Source organism: Nostoc sp. PA-18-2419, assembly GCF_005869855.1.
Lineage (GTDB): Bacteria > Cyanobacteriota > Cyanobacteriia > Cyanobacteriales > Nostocaceae > Nostoc.
In genome coordinates, this window is record NZ_SZNH01000053.1 from 9,356 (window position 1) to 28,683 (window position 19,328).

General features: G+C 41.8%; 6 protein-coding genes and 1 pseudogene. 4 read left to right on the plus strand and 3 right to left on the minus strand.

Annotated elements, in window-relative coordinates; all coding sequences use genetic code 11:
- Window positions 1-68: 68 nt before the first annotated feature.
- Both FCR06_RS29525 and FCR06_RS29530 read left to right on the plus strand, forming a co-directional pair.
- Window positions 69-10,793, plus strand: a complete 10,725-nt coding sequence (locus FCR06_RS29525; protein WP_138506150.1) for a non-ribosomal peptide synthetase — start codon at window positions 69-71, stop codon at window positions 10,791-10,793.
- 70 nt (window positions 10,794-10,863) lie between these two features.
- Window positions 10,864-12,885 (plus strand): ABC transporter ATP-binding protein/permease, encoded by a 2,022-nt coding sequence (locus FCR06_RS29530; protein ID WP_138506152.1) that lies wholly within the window; start codon window positions 10,864-10,866, stop codon window positions 12,883-12,885.
- Window positions 12,886-12,915: 30 nt separating this feature from the next.
- Here FCR06_RS29530 and FCR06_RS29535 read toward each other — a convergent pair whose 3' ends face one another.
- The 3 genes and pseudogenes from FCR06_RS29535 to FCR06_RS29545 form a co-directional block, all read right to left on the minus strand.
- Window positions 12,916-15,054, minus strand: a complete 2,139-nt coding sequence (locus FCR06_RS29535; protein ID WP_138506154.1) for a caspase family protein — start codon at window positions 15,052-15,054, stop codon at window positions 12,916-12,918.
- 264 nt (window positions 15,055-15,318) lie between these two features.
- Window positions 15,319-16,497, minus strand: a complete 1,179-nt coding sequence (sat, locus tag FCR06_RS29540) for a sulfate adenylyltransferase (protein ID WP_138506156.1) — start codon at window positions 16,495-16,497, stop codon at window positions 15,319-15,321.
- Between the two features lie 130 nt (window positions 16,498-16,627).
- Window positions 16,628-16,894, minus strand: a pseudogene (locus FCR06_RS29545) (four helix bundle protein); the annotation flags it as partial.
- Window positions 16,895-17,041: 147 nt separating this feature from the next.
- On the opposite strand from FCR06_RS29545, the gene FCR06_RS29550 reads away from it, so the two are divergent.
- Together FCR06_RS29550 and FCR06_RS29555 are read left to right on the plus strand one after the other, a co-directional pair.
- A complete protein-coding gene (locus FCR06_RS29550; protein ID WP_138506160.1) occupies window positions 17,042-17,491 on the plus strand; it encodes a hypothetical protein in 450 nt (149 codons plus the stop codon).
- A 111-nt stretch (window positions 17,492-17,602) separates the two neighbouring features.
- A partial coding sequence (locus FCR06_RS29555; RefSeq protein WP_138506162.1) for a tetratricopeptide repeat protein occupies window positions 17,603-19,328 on the plus strand: 1,726 nt, incomplete at its 3' end.

Here is a 19,328-nt window from a genome sequence, read left to right on the forward strand (position 1 = left end):
GAAAAAATAAGTTGTGATTAGCGCACACATTCTGCTGAAATCGTTGACAATATAAAGGACATGATTCTATGAATTTCAAGCAATTTATAGTAGAACTCTCTAATCAGGATGTGGAGTTGTGGGTTGAAGGCAATCGCTTGTGCGTTGATGCTCCAGAAGGAGTATTGACACCAGAAACTCGTGACTTATTAGCTAAAAATAAAGCAGAACTTATTTTGTTACTGAAAGACAAAAATGTAGATACTGATACAGAGTTACCCCTGATTAAAACCGAGCGTCCTCAGAACTTACCTCTGTCTTTTGCTCAAGAACAACTCTGGTTAGTAAACCAATTAGAACCAGACAATCCTTTCTATAACGAACAAGTATCTTTAAAAATTCACGGTCATTTGAACACCGTGGCGCTAGAGCAAAGCCTCAACAAAATTATCTCTCGCCACGAAGTTTTACGTACCAACTTCCGCACCATCAACGAACAGCCAGTCCAAGTAATTGCTGACAGCTTAACTTTAAGTGTACCAGTAGTAGACTTAACAGAATTACCTGAAAGTGAAAGAGCGATCGCTTGCCAAAAATTAGCCGCAAAAGAAGCTACTCAACCCTTTGAACTTGCTAATTCTCCGTTAATCCGAGCTTTTGTGATTAAACTTAGAGAAGAAGAACATGTTTTTATACTCACAATACACCACATTGTTTTTGATGGTTGGTCAATGGGTATAATTATGCGGGAATTAGCAACTATTTACTCAGATATCTGCAATAATTTGTCCCCAGAGCTGCCTGAGCTACCAATTCAGTACGCTGACTTTGCTATTTGGCAACGGCAATGGTTGCAAGTAGGAGCGCAAGGCCTTGCGCCCCTACAAACCCAGCTTAACTACTGGAAGCAACAACTCAAAAACGCTCCTACCTTACTAGAATTACCCACAGACAGACCAAGACCTGCGATTCAAACTTTCCAGGGTGCAACTCAATATATAAAAATTTCAAAGCAACTGAGTCAAAAGCTTGCCGATTTTAGTAGGCAAGAGGGAGCCACCCTATTTATGACGCTGTTGGCAGCTTATGTTACTTTACTTTATCGATATACAGGCTCGGATGATATTGTAGTTGGTACACCCTTGGCTAAACGCGATCGCATCGAACTTGAAGAGTTAATTGGCTTTTTTGTCAATACCTTAGTACTACGTACCAATTTATCAGGCAATCCCAGCTTTCAGGAATTACTTCATAGAGTGCGGCAGCTGACACTGGAAGCTTACGCTCATCCAGACCTACCCTTTGAGGAGTTAGTCAAAGCATTGCAGCCACAACGCGATCTCAGCCATACACCACTGTTTCAGGTGATGTTTATCCTCGAAAGTGCGATCGCGTCTGAAGTAGAAATGAGTGGGTTAACTGTCAGTTCATTTGCGACAGAAAGGACAATAGCCAAGTTTGATTTAACTCTATTCATAAAAAACACTGCTAATGGACTAGTAGCTGCGTGGCAATACAACACAGACTTATTTGATGCGCCTACCATTGAGCGAATGGCAGGCCATTTTGTAACCCTGCTAGAAGGTGTTATTGCCAACCCACAGCAGCAAATTTACCAATTGCCCCTGCTGACAGAAGCCGAACAGCGAAAATTACTTGTCGAGTGGAACGATACTCAAACTAAGCATCCTATTGATAAATCTATTCATCAGTTGTTTGAGGAGCAGGTGAAGCGTACACCCGATGCAGTGGCGGTGGAGTTTGGCAATCAACGACTTACCTACGATGAATTGAACTGTCGTGCTAACTCTTTGGCGCACTACCTCAAGTCTTTGGGAGTAAAAGCAGATGTGCTAGTTGGGTTGTGTGTCGAACGTTCCTTAGAAATGGTCGTAGGAGTGTTGGGCATTTTGAAAGCGGGTGGTGCTTATGTACCACTCGACCCAAACTATCCTCAAGAGCGTTTGGCTTTCATGCTAGAAGATGCTCAAGTTTCAGTATTGCTGACCCAGCAGCCACTTGTTGACAGACTACCCCAGTGTGAAAAAGCATGGGGGCAGGGAGCAGGGAGCAGGGGAGAAAAGCCACCTACAAGGAATGGGACTTCAACCAAAGGAAAAGAGGAGGTTTTGAGTTCCTCTGCTTCTTATCAAGCACAACTTGTTTGTTTAGATACTGACTGGCAAATAATTTCCCACTCCAGTCAGGAAAACCTTATCTCTAGCGTGCAAGCAAATAACTTAGGGTATGTAATTTATACCTCTGGTTCTACAGGTAAGCCCAAGGGTGTAGCGATGAATCAGCTTCCCCTTTGCAACCTGATATTATGGCAACTGCAAAACACGACAGTTTCTCATGGGGCAAAAACTCTGCAATTTGCTCCTATCAGCTTTGATGTCTCCTTCCAAGAAATGTTCTCTACATGGTGTTCTGGAGGCACATTGCTGTTAATTACAGAGGAATTACGCCGTGATGCCTTGGCTTTATTAGGTTTTCTCGAAGAAAATGCTGTCGAAAGATTGTTTCTTCCCTTTGTTGCCTTACAGCAACTAGCTGAAGTAGCTGTTGGTGGTGAATTAGTTGTTAGTCATCTACGAGAAATTATTACTGCTGGGGAACAGTTGCAGATTACTCCTGCGATTTCTCAATGGTTGGGCAAAGTAGGTAATTATATTCTGCACAATCATTATGGGCCATCGGAAAGCCATGTAGTCACTACTTTTACACTGACTAATTCAATGGACACTTGGCCGCTACTTCCTCCAATTGGAAAGCCAATTGCCAATACACAAATTTATATTTTAGATAAATATTTACAACCTGTACCCATCGGTGTGCCAGGAGAGTTATACATCGGTGGTGCCGCTTTAGCTAGAGGCTACCTCAACCGTCCAGAGTTAACACAGGAAAAATTTATATCTAATCCCTTTGGTCAAAGCAAGGGAGCAGGGGAGCAGGGGAGCCATTGCGTTGCGGAGGCTTCCTCCGTTATAGCAATTGGCGTCAGCAGAGAAGCAGAGGATAAATTGCAGCAGTCTTTTTCCTCTGCCCTCTATCCCTTCTGCCCCTCTGCCTCTTCAGAACGCCTATATAAAACTGGGGATTTGGCACGCTATCTATCAGATGGCAATATTGAATACTTGGGACGCATTGACAACCAAGTAAAAATACGCGGTTTTCGCATCGAGTTGGGAGAAATTGAAGCAGCATTAAGCCAGCATAGCGATGTACAAGCCTGTTGTGTCATTCCCCGCGAAGATAACAGGGGTGATAAACGCCTAGTTGCCTACGTGGTAGCACATCAAGACTCTACACCCACAGTTAGTGAACTGCAGCAAGCCCTGAAAGCAAAGTTGCCAGATTACATGGTGCCAAATGCTTTTGTCATTTTGGATTTCCTGCCAGTGACTCCTAGCGGCAAAGTAGACCGCCGCGCTTTGCCAGCACCAGATTTAAATAATGAAATTACAGACAAATATGTTGCCTCACGTAACCCAATTGAAGAACTCATAGCACAAATTTGGGCGCAAGTCCTGAAAGTAGAGCAAGTGGGTATTCATGATAACTTCTTTGAACTTGGGGGACATTCGCTACTAGCAACGCAACTGGTTTCACGTATCCGCAACATTTTCAAAGTGGAACTACCATTGCGTGAGTTGTTTACTAATGCAACAGTAGCCCAATTGGCGCGATCGCTTGAGCAGTTACAGCAATATGACTTAGAATTGTCTGCACCGCCCATTCTACCAAGAGCCAAGAATACAGATATACCACTGTCTTATTCTCAACAGCGTTTATGGTTTTTAGACCAGTTTGAACCGAACAGCCCCTCCTACAACATTCCTTTAGCTTTGCGTTTAGTAGGAACTCTCAATCAAACAGCCTTACAGCAAACCTTACAAAAAATTATTCATCGCCACGAAGCGTTACGGACAAACTTCATTACAGTTGATGGAAAACCAACTCAAGTTATTAGGGAACAGGGAACAGGGAATAGAGAACAGGGAATAGTATCTGTTGTTGATTTAACCCATTTACCCACAACCGAACAAGAAAGCGCTTTACAACAATTAGCGCAACAAGAAGGCATTCAAACTTTTGACTTGGCCAGTGTTGCATTAGTCAGGGCAAAATTATTAGTTCTGAATGAGACAGAATACATCTTGTTAGTATGTATGCACCACATTGTCTCTGATGGTTGGTCAATGGGTGTGTTTCTCCAAGAACTCGCAACGCTGTACAATGCTCATTCTGAAGGTCAATCCCCATCGTTGACCCCACTGCCGATTCAGTACGCAGATTTCGCCATTTGGCAAAGAGAATGGTTGCAAGGAGATATACTGCAAGCTCAACTCTCTTACTGGCAACAACAACTAAAAGATGCACCAGCTTTATTGTCCCTACCGACCGACCGACCAAGACCTGCTGTGCAGACTTTTGTTGGCTCACATCAAGAGTTTGCACTCTCAGTTGAGTTAACAGATAAATTGGTAAAACTGAGCCAGGAGCAAGGTTGTACTCTCTTTATGACGCTGTTGGCAGCTTATGATACTCTGCTTTATCGCTACACAGGACAAGAAGATATTCTGGTAGGGTCGCCAATTGCAAACCGCGATCGCTTGGAAGTTGAACGATTAATTGGCTTTTTTGTCAATACCTTAGTCATGCGTAGCGATTTAGCAGGTAATCCAAGCTTTAGTGAATTACTGGCGCGTGTTCGAGAAGTGGCGTTGTCCGCGTATGCTCATCAGGACTTACCTTTTGAAATGCTGGTAGAAGCATTGCAGCCAGAACGGGATCTAGGTCATACACCACTATTCCAAGTGATGTTTGCACTTCAGAATACGCCTATGTCTCAACTAGAGTTAAATGGGTTAAGTATCAGTTCTTTTCTCATAGAAAGTAAAACAGCCAAGTTTGACTTGAATTTATCAATGCAGAATACCCCTGCTGGGCTGGTGGGCGTGTGGGAGTACAATACTGATTTGTTTGATGAGCGCACTATCGAGCGGATGACTGGGCATTTTGTGACATTGCTTGAAGGTATTGTTACTAATCCGCAACAGCAAATCTCACAATTGCCACTGTTGACAGCAGTAGAACAACGACAGTTACTTGTTGAGTGGAACAATACTCAAGTAGACTATGCTTTTGATAAGTGTATCCATCAGTTATTTGAGGAGCAAGTTCAGCGCACCCCAGAGGCTGTGGCAGTTATATTTGAAAACCAACAACTGACTTACCACCAATTAAATTGTCGCGCTAATCAGTTAGCACATTACTTGCAGGCTTTGGGTGTAAAACCAGATGTGCTGGTGGGATTGTGTGTAGAACGTTCTTTAGAAATGATAGTGGGACTACTGGGTATTCTCAAGGCGGGTGGTGCATATCTGCCACTCGACCCTGAGTATCCTCAAGAACGCTTGAGCTTTATGCTTGAAGATGCTCAAGTTGAAGTGCTGCTGACACAACAGCAACTTGTGGAAAAGTTGCCTGGGCATCAAGCAGAGATTGTATGTTTAGATACTGACTGGCAATTTATTTCTCAGTCAAATCAGGATAATGCAATCGCCGATGTGCAAGCAACTAACTTGGCTTATGTGATTTACACTTCTGGTTCTACAGGCAGACCCAAAGGGGTAATGATCGCACATGGCGCGATCGCCAACCACTGCTGTATTATTCAACAAGCTTACGCACTTGGAAAGAGCGATCGGGTACTCCAGTTCGCCTCAATCAACTTCGATGCCTCATTAGAACAGATATTTCCCACACTCATAGTTGGCGCGACCTTGGTACTGAGAGGCTCAGATGTATGGACTCCAACAAACTTTCAAAAAATAATTTCTGATTTTGAACTTACTGTTGTTAATCTGCCAACAGTCTATTGGCAACAATTAGCTCAAGAGTGGGTCAAAACACAAGTGTTAGATACCAATAACCACCTGAGACTTGTGATTGTTGGTGGAGACGTAATGTTACCCGAATATGTTACCGTTTGGCAAAAAAGCCCAATGTTTTGTGTTCGTCTGGTCAACGCTTACGGCCCCACAGAGACGACTATCACCGCAACCCTGTTTGAAATTCTTCCCCAGTTGAGTGAGGACAGTAATCTGAGAAAAATGCCTATTGGTCGTCCTCTGCCTAACAGGACTGTATATATTCTAGACAAGTATTTACAGCCTGTTCCGATTGGTGTACCAGGAGAATTGTACATTGGTGGTGTGTGCTTGGCAAAAGGCTATCTCAACCGTCCTGAGTTGACACAGGAAAGATTTATCAGTAACTCCTTTGGTTCTGGTCGCCTCTACAAAACTGGGGATTTAGTACGCTATTTACCGGATGGTAATATCGAATACATTGGTCGTATCGATAACCAAGCGAAGATTCGCGGTTTCCGCATCGAACTCGGAGAAATCGAAGCAGTCCTCAACACCCATTCCCAAATTCAACAAGCTGTAGTCATTGTCAGAGAAGATATTCCTGGTAACAAACGCTTAGTTGCTTATGTAGTCAAGAGTGATGAATCCCCTACTAGCAACCAACTGCGGCAATTTCTCAAGCAACAGCTGCCGGAATATATGGTTCCCAGTAGCTTTGTCACTTTAGAGAAACTACCATTAACACCCAACGGCAAAGTAGACCGCCTTGCACTACCAAGACCTGATGGGGAAATTAACCGGGAAGATGAATACGTAGCACCACGTACAGCAATAGAACAAACTTTAACCAATATCTGGCAACAACTGTTACTTAAAGAAAAAATTAGCATCCACGATAACTTCTTTGAAATTGGTGGCGACTCCATCCTCAGTATTCAAATAGTTTCTCGTGCCAAAAACTCAGGAATACAAATCACTCCCAAGCAAATATTCCAAAACCAAACTATCGCCGAACTTGCTCAGGTTGCTAATACAACAGCGAGTGTTGAATGTAAACAAGGTATAGTGACTGGAGTAGCACTCCTTACACCAATTCAACACAGATTCTTTGAGCAAAATAGGCCAGAGGCACACCATTATAACCAATCAGTTTTATTGCAAATTCCAAATTATTTGCAAAGTGAATTAATAGCAATAGCCGTGAAAAAATTACTAGAGTATCACGATGTTTTGCGTTTAAGATTTACATCTGTTGTAAATGAATACAAACAAATAAATCAAGGGTTAGATGATAGCGTACCATTTACCGTAGTTGACTTATCATCAACACCTAAAAAAGAACAACCACAAGCCTTAGAAAAAATTGCCACAAAATATCAAGCAAGTTTAAACTTGTCAACAGGGCAAATAATACAAGTAGTAATGTTTTATTTAGGTGATGATAGTGATGCCAGATTACTAATTATTATTCATCACATAGCAGTAGATGGTGTAAGTTGGCGAATTTTATTACCAGATTTAGAAAGAATTTATCAACAATTAGTTACTCAAAAACCAATTGAACTCAGTGCAAAAACTACAGCATTTATTGATTGGGCAGAGAAGTTAAATAATTATGCACAATCAGAAATTATCAAACTTGAGTTAGACTATTGGCTGAACCAACCTTGGTCTAAGATAACGCCCCTACCATCAGATTATGCTGAGATTCAAACAGAAAATACAGTAAGTAGTACTGCTCGTGTGTCAATAAAATTAAGTCAACAAGAAACCCAAACTCTCTTGCTATCAGTCAACGAAGCTTACAATACACAAATTAACGATATATTACTAAGTGCATTAGTAGTTTCCATAGCAGAGTGGACAAAAAATTCAACGGTACTAATTGACCTAGAGGGACATGGCAGAGAAGAACTATTTTCAGATGTAGACTTATCACGGACGGTAGGTTGGTTCACTAGTTTATTTCCCGTATTATTGCAACTGCCTTCAATCAACCAGCCAGAAGAAATTATCAAATCAATTAAAGAACAATTACGAGCAATTCCTAATCGTGGAATTGGCTACGGGATATTGCGTTACTTATGCAAAGATAAGACTGTTCAAGAACAAATACAGGCAATTCCTGCTTCCGAAATTAGCTTTAATTACCTGGGACAATTTGACCAAGTAGAATCAGAAACTGGTTGGAAATTTGCGCCTGAATCTGCTGGAGCTATCCACAGCTTAAAGCAATCTCGTGACCATCTATTAGATATTAATACTGTGGTAGTAGCAGGTGAATTACAAATTGATTGGACTTACAATAGTCACGTTCACACCCATGCCACAGTAGAGAAATTAGCGCAGAGCTATATAGAAGCGATCGCGTCAATCATAAAACATTGTCAGTTAGCAGAAAATAGAGGATATACACCGAGTGATTTTCCTGAAGCACAGTTAAATCAATTACAACTGGATGAGTTATTAACTCGGTTCCCAACTAAAAACATTGAATCAATTTATCCTCTGTCTCCTTCACAACAGGGAATGCTTTTCGAGACTCTAGCTGCTTCTGAGTCAGGGATACATCTTGAACAGTGCATTTTAAACTTGCAATTTGCAGAATTTGACTCATTAGCTTTTGAAAGAGCTTGGCAAAGTCTTGTTGATCGCCACTCAGTTCTCAGAACAGCCTTTATTTGGGAAAATCAAGATGAGCCATTGCAAGTTGTACTAAAGGAAGTGGAAATTTCACTAGAGCAGCAAGATTGGCGTAGAATTTCTCTATCCCAGCAGCAAGAAAAATTAGAAACCTATCTGGGTGCAGACCGATTGCGTGGTTTTGACATGACTCAACCACCATTAATGCGTTTTGCACTTTTTCAAGTAGACACGAATACCTATCAATTTATCTGGACTTCTCATCACATTCTTACAGATGGTTGGTGCGTGCCTCTGATCTTCAAAGAGGTTTTCGCATTCTATGAGGCATTCAGCAAAGGTCAAGATTTATTACTGGAACCCAGTCATCCCTACAGAAATTATATCGTCTGGCTCAAACAGCAGGATTTATCGGAGGCTGAGGCATTCTGGCGGAACAAACTTCAAGGGTTCAAAAGCCCAACCCCATTAGGAAGAGAAGCTGAACCTGTTAATTTTTCTGATCAGGAAGAACGGTATAGTGAACAACAAGCCAGCTTGCCAGCTTCGGCAAAAGAAGCTTTACAGTCTTTGGTACGGCAACATCGCTTGAGCTTAAATATTCTAGTTCAAGGCGTTTGGGCTTTGCTGTTGAGTCGCTATAGTGGTCTCGAAGATGTGGTATTCGGCGCGACTTTCTCTGGTCGTCCCCCGGAATTGGTAGGGTCTGAATCCACTTTAGGTCTATTTATTAATACCCTACCGATGCGGCTTTTGGTTTCTCCCCAAGCATCACTTTGGTCTTGGCTGAAAGATATTCAGGATCAAAACTTCACGCAACGAGATTATGAATACTGTTCTCAAGGGCAAATTCACGAATGGAGTGAAGTTCCTGGTTCATTACCTCTTTACGAGAGTCTTCTAGTTTTCCAAAACTATGCGGTCGATTCATCAGCAAAACAGCCTGTAAACCATGAGAAGAATCAATCTCAGACTCGTTCTATAGGCGCACAAACGAAATATGCTCTCACTATTCTAGCTAGCCCAAGTTCAGAGCTAGATTTTCGCATCATCTATCAGCGATCGCGTTATGACAATTCGGCTATAACTCTGATTCTGGAACATTTTCAGACTTTGTTAAATAGTATTATTGACCTTCCAGAGCAGTCTTTGGGAACACTGATTGAAAGAATTTCAGCAGATCAAATTCCGCAAGTTAAACCGCCTCAGAAACTTATTCAACAAGAAGCGCGAAAGGGCTTTAACGAACCGAGAAATCTCTGTGAATTTCAACTGGTACAAATTTGGTCAGACATTCTGGGCACTCATCCTGTCAGCATACAAGATAACTTCTTTGAACTTGGGGGTCATTCCCTTTTGGCTGTCCGTCTCATGTCCCAGATTCAAAAACACTTCCAGATAAATTTACCTTTAGCTATTTTGTTCCAATATCCCACTATTGAACAACTAGCACATTTTCTCGATTCTTCAACAGATCCTTTACCTTGGTCTGCCCTAGTCCCTATCAAAACTAATGGCAATCAACCACCTCTATTCTGTATTCATCCTGGTGGGGGAAATGTTCTTTGCTATCACCATATTGCTTATTATTTGAATTCAGAACAACCATTTTATGGACTACAATCTGTTGGTTTAAATCCTGAAAATCAGCCTCATACTAGTATTGAACAAATGGCAACTCACTATATCCAAGAGTTACAAACTGTTCAACCTCATGGCCCTTATTTTCTCTCTGGCTGGTCTTTTGGTGGTCTGGTAGCTTTTGAAATGGCTCAACAACTTTCCCAGCAAGGTGAACAGATAGCTCTGTTGGCTCTACTAGATACTTCTCCACCTGTTCTCATGATCAAAGAACCAATAGACTATGCTTTTCTATTACTAGAGTTTTTTAAAGAACATTTAGACCTTTGTTTAGAGGAACTGCGGCAATTTGAACCAGAGGAACAGATAAATTATGTCTTGGAACAAGCCAAACAGAAAAATATAGTTCTAGAAGGTTTTGATTTCGATCAAGCTCCCCTGATTCTGAAAATTTCCCAAATCAACGCTCAAGCCATACAAAATTACAAAGCTCAACATTACTCAAGCTCAATTGTTCTATTTAAAGCTAGTGAAACTGATGCAGACTTTGAATTTGGTTGGAGTGAACTTGTAGAACATATAGAAACTGTTGTAGTTCCTGGTAATCATCTAAGCATGGTGAAAACACCTCATGTCATGACCCTAGTTCAAAAACTCGAAAAATTTCTTGAACAAGCACAGAGTAATCAATCAATAGACATCGACTAAAAAACTATGTATGAACGTGCGGCGTTCTACGTTGTCAATCAACACCCTGAACTGGGAGTCAAACTTCAATATGCCAACCCAAGTTGTTCAAGCTAAACCCTCAACTAATGCTTTTTCAGATTTTATTCAATTCTGGAAAGATGTAAAGGCGATCGCAGGTCCTTACTGGTATCCAACAAAGCCAGGGGAAAGAGCATTCTCAGACGTTATTCGTGCTTGGGGAATGCTTATTCTCCTAATATTGCTAATAATCTTCCTTGTAGGTGCAAATACTTTTAATAGTTTTATTCATCGCTATTTAATCGATGTCATTATTCAAGAAAAAGATTATTCTAAATTCACTTATACTATATCAATTTATGCTGTTGGACTTGTCTTAATAACGCTTTTAGTAGGATTTTCTAAATTTATTAGGAAACAAATTGCTCTTGATTGGTATCAATGGCTCAATAATCACATTTTAAATAAATATTTACATAAACGGGCTTATTATAAAATCAATTTTCAAGCCAATATTGATAATCCAGATCAACGTTTATCTCAAGAAATTGAACCGATCACTAGTAGTGCATTAAGTTTTTCAGCTATTTTCCTAGAAAAAATCCTGGAAATGACAACTTTTTTAATAATTGTCTGGTCAATTTCCCAACAAGTAGCTATTGCTCTGCTTGGCTATACAATTATAGGCAACTTGATTGCTATTTATTTAAATCAAGAGTTGATTAAAATTAATCAGGCAGAACTCGAATCTAAAGCAGATTATAGTTATTCTCTAACTCATGTTCGCAATCACGCTGAGTCGATAGCTTTTTTTCAAGGAGAAGGACAGGAACTCAATATAATTGGAAGGCGATTTATTAATCTTATAAAGAATGCTAAACATAAAGTGAATTGGGAGAGAAATCAGGCAATTTTTAACAGAGGATACCGTGCTGCTATCGAATTTTTCACGCTTTTAGTACTCGCACCTTTATTTATTAGAGGTGATATTGATTTTGGAGAAATTGGACAAGCTACTACAGCTTGCTATTTTTTTGCTGGTGCTGTGGAAGAATTAATAGCTGAATTTGGCATTTCTGGAAGATTTTCTAGTTATGTTGAGCGTTTATCTGAGTTCTCAGATGCGTTAGAAGCAGTAACTAAACAACTAGAGAATGTCAGTACTATTAAAACAATTGAAGAGAATCATTTCGCTTTTGAGCATGTCACCTTACAAACGCCAAACTATGAGCAGGTAATCGTCGAAAACTTGTCACTCGCCGTTCAGCCTGGAGAAGGTTTATTAATTGTAGGGCCAAGTGGTCGAGGTAAGAGTTCTCTATTGAGAGCGATCGCTGGTTTGTGGAACGCAGGAACAGGTCGTCTAGTGCGTCCTCCTCTAAAAGAAGTCTTATTCCTACCCCAGCGTCCATATATCATTTTGGGAACTTTGCGCGAACAATTACTTTATCCCAAAACTAATCGTCAAATGACCGAGGCAGAACTCAAAGAAGTTTTGCAACAAGTAAACCTGCAAAACTTGTTAAGTCGAGTTGAAGGCTTTGATACTGAAGTTCCTTGGGAGAATATATTGTCCTTGGGAGAGCAACAACGCCTCGCTTTTGCACGCCTGTTAGTTACTCATCCAAGGTTCACCATATTAGATGAAGCAACAAGTGCTTTGGATTTAAGAAATGAAGCAAGTTTATATCAACAGTTACAACAGACAAAAACAACTTTTATAAGTGTTGGGCATAGGGAAAGTTTATTTAATTATCATCAATGGGTTCTGGAACTTTCACAAGATTCCAGTTGGCAACTTTTGACTGTGCAAGATTATCAAAATCAAAAAACAATTATCCAGAACTCTACTGAAAATACTCGCATTACTATAGACAGTTTGCCTAATAAGGAATCCCTAAATAAATCAGAAATATTGACTCAAAAAACTACAATTGAAGGACTTTCTCATAAGGAAATCACTGAATTGACTTCTTATTCTATTAAAACTATCAGAAGTAAAGCAAGTAAAGGTGAGTCTATCACTACTACGGACGGCTTTACCTACCGCTATGATAAAGACCCAAAAGTGTTGARATGGGTTAGAGTATAGCAGGCACTTATTGTTTTTGCCCTCGTTTGATTACACAACTTGAAAATTAAAGCTAAAACTTGCCCAATTATTCACATCCAAAATATATAAATCAGCTGTTGTAGTGTTACTCTCAGTTTTAATGGCGCTAGCGTTATGCAAATCTAGTAGCAAAGCTTGGACTACATATAAAGAATTCAATAATGGGGCGATTGATTGCTGTTCGGGTGTGGGATACTTGGCGGTGTTTAAGACGGCGAGAGTTGCACTGAAGGGAACAGTACTAAAAATTAGTTGTTGTTCGGAAAAGAAGGTTGTGCCTGGAATCACCCACTCAGAATCGTCATTAGTTTGGGGTAAGGTGAGGGTTTGGCCTGGGGTGATGACAACTTCTTTGAACAGGGGCTTGGTGTCGGTGGCGTTTGCTTCTGAGGAGGTGTCCCAAGAGTAGAAGCCAAATGCTGTCTGATTATTTTTTAATCCTAGCAAGATTAGATATACTGGGCGATCGCTTTGATTTTGCAGCCGATATTGCATCTGGCTACCAATAGGAACAGTGGGAGTGGAAACTGGAGATTGGGTAGAGACGCGATTAATCGCGTCTGTGCGAAGTGATTCTGAAGTCATTCGCTGTGTTTGGCGTTGCATCAACACCTGAGATGAGTTATCGCTAATCATCTCTAGGGTTGCTTTGATTGCTAGGCGGGAGGAACCTTCATTTTCTGTGAGTCGCCATAATTTGGCAGCTAGCAAGGTAGATAATTTCGGCGCTAAGCGCAGTACTGCCACTTTTACTGCTTCGCCAACTTCGCCGCCAGTGTTAGGAATTAATTCGCCATCGAGAGTAAATAATCCGTAACGACTAGGTGTTTGCTGGAGCTTACCAAATATATAATCAGCTGGTTGTTCTCCTGCGGCGATGGACATGTGAGCGATAGCAGCAAAGCCACTTGTAGCATCTACGCGTTCGATTCTTTCGAGTCGAGTATCCAGAGCAATGATTAAATTAATATTTTTTGGTAAAACCCGGACTGCTTCTTGCACAAGTTGCCCGACTTGCACGGGGGTTGCACCTTCTATTTTGGCAATTTGGGCTTTTGCTGTTAATCCACTGCGCGATCGCAATATCAATTGCTCTGTGGTTGGTAGAGTCAATCGAGAATTAACTCCGTAGTATGGCAGCACTTGGGGAGGTAATCCTCCTAACCACAATTGCACTGTTTTGCCGTCTTCTTCAATGTCTGTGACTGCGCCCTCTCCACCACTACTGCTGTCTGGGAGCAAATTATCAAGTAGTAATGCTTGCGGTTGATTCTGTGTACTTAATAACTTTGGTTGCTGTTTACTACCCAATTTGTACAGAGAATTTTCTACACGGGAAAGAGCAATTTGAATTTTCGTGCTTGCGGTAGCTTCCCATAAATACTGGGTTAAGGCGTAAGTAAATAATCCAGCACTAAAACCAGAAAAAAATCCTTCCCTAGCTGACTGCTTCGAGTTGGAAGTAGCTGTTAAGACAACAGGAGTGCTGAGTGTTTTTTGAGTTTTCAGTTGTTTGAGAAAATCCAATTCCTCTGTTACCAGCTTCGCTTCTGGCGACTCCTGGAGGGCGCGAATTTTTAATCCGATCGCTGAACTCGGAACATAATAACTAGTATCTAATACTGCTGTGACTTGCTTGCTGGGGAGCGATCSTAATAATAGTAGTAAAGTTTCTTCTAATAAATAATTGACTATTTTTTTATTTTGTGTATTTTGGCTATTATTCGCTGCTACCAGAGCATTTTGCATTGCATCTGCCGACGTTTCCAAATTGACACGACTGCCATAGCCGCTAAAATGGAACACAACTAAATCGCCAGCTTGAGCTTGCTTGCCCAAGTGATCTGAAAAAGCCGTCTCAATGAATTCCCTGCTAGCTTGTTCCTCAGTTAAGGTTAAAATATCTGACCTTTGGAAACCAAAGCGATGCATCAAAAGTTCCCTTTGAAGTTCCACATCAGTGAGACAACCACTGAGGGCAGAAATTTGTGGGTAATGATTAATACCGATTAATAGTGCCAATTTGCGCCGACTAGGTTGTGCCAAAGCAGAGTAATAGCGATTTCCCAAGGTCAACCACTCAGCTTCAGTTAATCCCAATACCGCAAGTATTGAGCCAATTCTATTAAAAAACGTGCGCCGTTTCATAATTAGCTCCCAGTTCTCAGCCTACCAGCTAGCAGCTTAAAGGTTTGAGGTCTGTGGTGTAAAGGGGAAGTGGGGAGGCAGCTGACTTTTCACGGGAAGTCCTAAAACCTCTGTCAAGACAGGGGGTGGGGGGTGGGGGTGTAGTGGAAGATGAAGAAATAAGCTCTCTAGCAATCTTCAATCTTAACTAATTCCTCCTCCCTACCCCCTTCTTTTTCCCCTTCTTCTGCTCCCTGCTCCCTTGCCTTTTCCATGCCCAATGCCCTAAACCGCCACTTGTATTTGCATTGCTCGCGCCAATTCTGTGGCGACTTCTGGACGGGAAAATTCTGGTGGAGGTAACTCACCGCGTCGCAGCATTTCCCTAACTTTGGTTCCCGATAGGTGAATGCGTTCTTCTGGCTTGCTGGGACTGGTTTTAGTCGTTGCCATCTGTTTGGTACGCATACAGTAGAAGGCGTGTTCAAATTTCATCGGCACAATGCCTAATTCACTTGGCTCAAATTCATCAAAGATGTATTGAGCATCATAAGTGCCATAATAATCACCAACGCCAGCATGATCCCGGCCGACGATAAAGTGAGTACAGCCGTAGTTTTTGCGGACTAAAGCATGGAATATTGCTTCACGAGGGCCAGCATAACGCATGGCTGCGGGATTAATTGCCAAAATTACCCGGTCGTGGGGGTAGTAGTGTTCTAGCAAAATTTCATAACAGCGCATCCGCACGTCGGCGGCAATATCATCATCTTTCGTTGCCCCGACCAATGGATGCAAAAATAGAGCATCTACTGTTTCTAAGGCGCACTTTTGGATGTATTCGTGGGCGCGGTGAATGGGGTTGCGAGTTTGAAAACCGACAATGGTTTTCCAGCCATTTTCGTTAAATATTTGCCGTGAGGCTGCGGGGTCGATTTGGTAAGTGGGAAACTGGGGATGGGCTTCGCGTTGCAGTAGCCAGATATCCCCAGCCAGATGTACTGCACCTTGGTTATAAAGTACTTGCACGCCAGGATGATTGGCATCCTCAGTGCGGTAAATATTTATTGCCTCGCGGCATTTGTCGTAGTGATATTTTTGCGTGAGTTGCAAAACTCCGATAAACCGCCCTGCGGGGTTATCTAAGCGAATCAAGCTACCTTCTTTGAGAGGAGAAGCTATTTCTTCGGCTACCGATAGTGTAATTGGGATTGACCACACAACACCGTTAGCTAATCGCATTTCTGTGACAGTGCGATCGTAGTCTTCCTGGTTCATAAAACCCGTGAGTGGACTAAAACCACCGATCGCTATCATTTCTAAATCGGAAACGGCGCGATCGTCAAGTTGCACTCGCGGCAAAAACTCAGCTTTGGAGAGAAATTCCTCTCTTTGTTCTGGCGTGGCGATACGGTTAACCAACTGTCCACCGTGGGGGGCAATTGCATCTGGATGGTGACTCAACGTAGATCCCCTCTTGCAATAATTGCTATTGTTTCAGACTATGTATTAACTTACCAAATGGTGGGACAAAAGAGATTGGGAATTGGGGAATGGGCGTGGGGAGTGTGGGGAGTGTGGGGAGTGTGAGAGGTTAGAGTAACCAATCATTTGGGTGGCTAATCATCTTGACTAACCGACTAAGGATTTGATTGTAAGGAACGTAGAGTTCTCTTCCTTGTTCGACTGTGAGATATTGACATTTCACAGCAAACTTTAACCAAACTTGAGTTTTTGCTGCCTCTGCCTGTCTGCAACACGCTTCGCGAACACAATCATTCAATTTGGCAATAAAAGCAGCTTTATATTTTCGTTTCCTCCAAGCTTCTGCTAGATTAGCGCACACTGAGCGTGAGGAGCGGCATGTATGCATAAGTGTGCTAACTCACAGCTAGTTTATTTGTTGCAAAAATATTGAAAATCTGGTGTGAGGTGCAAAATAGCTATACTGTAATCAGCCGTATAAACACTTATAAGCATTAATTAGTGATTGAGGAATTCTACAGATATGGCTGACCTCATTACCTTAGCAGCAGCACAAGCGATCGCCAAAGTTGCCTTTAACAAATTTTTTGAGTCGGGTGTGGGTAAGTTAGGCGAGAAGTTTACTGAGGCGGGACTGAAGAAGATTGACGAATTGTATCAGAAGATTCGCAAAAAACTCAGCGGTAATGCTGGCGCTAGCAATGCTTTAGCCGATGTTGAACGAGGTAACCAGGACGCGTTACAGCGAGTCGCGGTTTATCTTTTGGATGAGATGCAAGCCGATGCTAATTTTGCTACAGATGTGCAAAAAATTGCTGATGAAATCAATATTCATCGCGTGGAAGATAACAGCAGTCAGAATCAGTACAACTATGGCGGACAGAATTATCAAACCAAGACGGGTGCTGACAATACAAATCAATTTGGTAATGTAACTAATAACAACTACTATGGCAATCCGCCACAGCCTTGACTAAAGTCGTCCGTAGGGCAACGGACTAAGTTAAATGCTTCTAGTCCGGTTATTAACTCACTGCGTCCTGATACTAGCAATTGGCAAGGACGCAGTGAGGAACTTGAGCAAATGCAGCAATGGTTACAAGAAGACAACGTGCGTTTAATTGGTGTGACGGCTGCGGGTGGTTATGGGAAGTCGGCGTTGGTTGCAAAATTATGTGAAACTGTAGCGGCTGATTTTCCCCAACAACTTTGGGTAACTTTTAGTGATGCTTATCCTTTTGCAGTTTGGGGACGCTGGCTGCTGGATAAGTTGGAGAAACCAGCACCGGAAAAACCAGAAGATTTATTAGTTGCAGTTTGTGATTGTTTGCAAACAGAAAAATATTTGCTGGTTTTGGATAACCTGGAAACTTTGCTGCAAGATGATGGACAATGGCGGGATGAAGTTTATGCTCAATTTTGGGTGCGTTGGTTCGGTTCTCGCAGTGAAAGTAAAATTTTACTGACAAGCCGCGAACAGCTGACGCTACCAAACAATACTCTCAACCAAAGTCGTTGGTTACCCCTGCGTGGACTGGACACAGATGCAGGTGTGGCGTTGTTAGAAGCTTTGGAAATTCAAGGTTTAAATGAGAACTTAGAAGGATTTGTGCATCGTGTAGATGGACATCCTTTGTTGCTAAAGCTGGTAGCGGGTTTGCTAAAAGCTGAGGAAGGAGAAGCAGCAGATATTAGTGTTTTGCAACAAGATATTTTTCAGATATTAGGTTTGCACCGAGATGACCCACAAGCGAGTATTGCTAAAATTTTAGATGCTAGTCTTGGGCGTTTAGAAGCGAGATTAAAAACTTGGTTGCAGGATTTAAGTGTGTATCGCTTACCCTTTGACTGTTCAGCAGCAATGGCCATGTCTGGCGACAACCCCACCAACGAAAGGGAAGTAGAATTACAACTGCGACAATTAGCAAAACGTTCTCTGTTACAAGAGAAGAAACAGCAAGGGGTGTGGAAGTTTTCTTTTCAACCGTTAATTCAAAGCTATTTACAAAAGTTTTGTTCGCCAGCAGCGCATCAATACGCCATCGCCTACTACGAACAACACCGAAAGCCAGAATTGACCACAGATAAACTCGATGAAGTCGCAGAATATCTAGAAATATTTCATCATCACTGCGAACTTGGGGAATATCTTCAAGCTTTTGCTAGCGTTTTTTATCCTGAAAATAATCGCGATGACTGCGACGAGTTTTTAAGAAGAAATTATTATTACTCAGTGCGCCTAACATTATACGAACGTTTATATCAACAGTGGCAACAGCCAGAAAATCGAGATGAATTAAAATCCTACAGTGATTTACTCCAAGTTTATGGCGATGTTTTGCAGTTTCTTGACCGACGTGAAGAAGCTTTACAATGCTACGAAACGGCTTTGCAATTCTACCGCGATATCGGCGATCGCTTGGGGGAAGCAAATACACTAAAAGCTATTGGCGATGTTTTGCAGTTTCTTGACCGACGCGAACAAGCTTTACAACGCTACGAAACTGCTTTGCAATTCTACCGCGATATCGGCGTTCGCTTGGGGGAAGCAAATACACTAAAAGCCATTGGCGATGTTTTGCAGTTTCTCAAACGCAGTGAACAAGCTTTACAACGCTACGAAACTGCTTTGCAATTCTACCGCGATATCGGCGTTCGCTTGGGGGAAGCAAATACACTAAAAGCCATTGGCGATGTTTTGCAGTTTCTTGACCGACGCGAACAAGCTTTACAACGCTACGAAACTGCTTTGCAATTCTTCCGCGATACTGGTTCTCGCTTGGGGGAAGCAAATACATTACAATCCATTG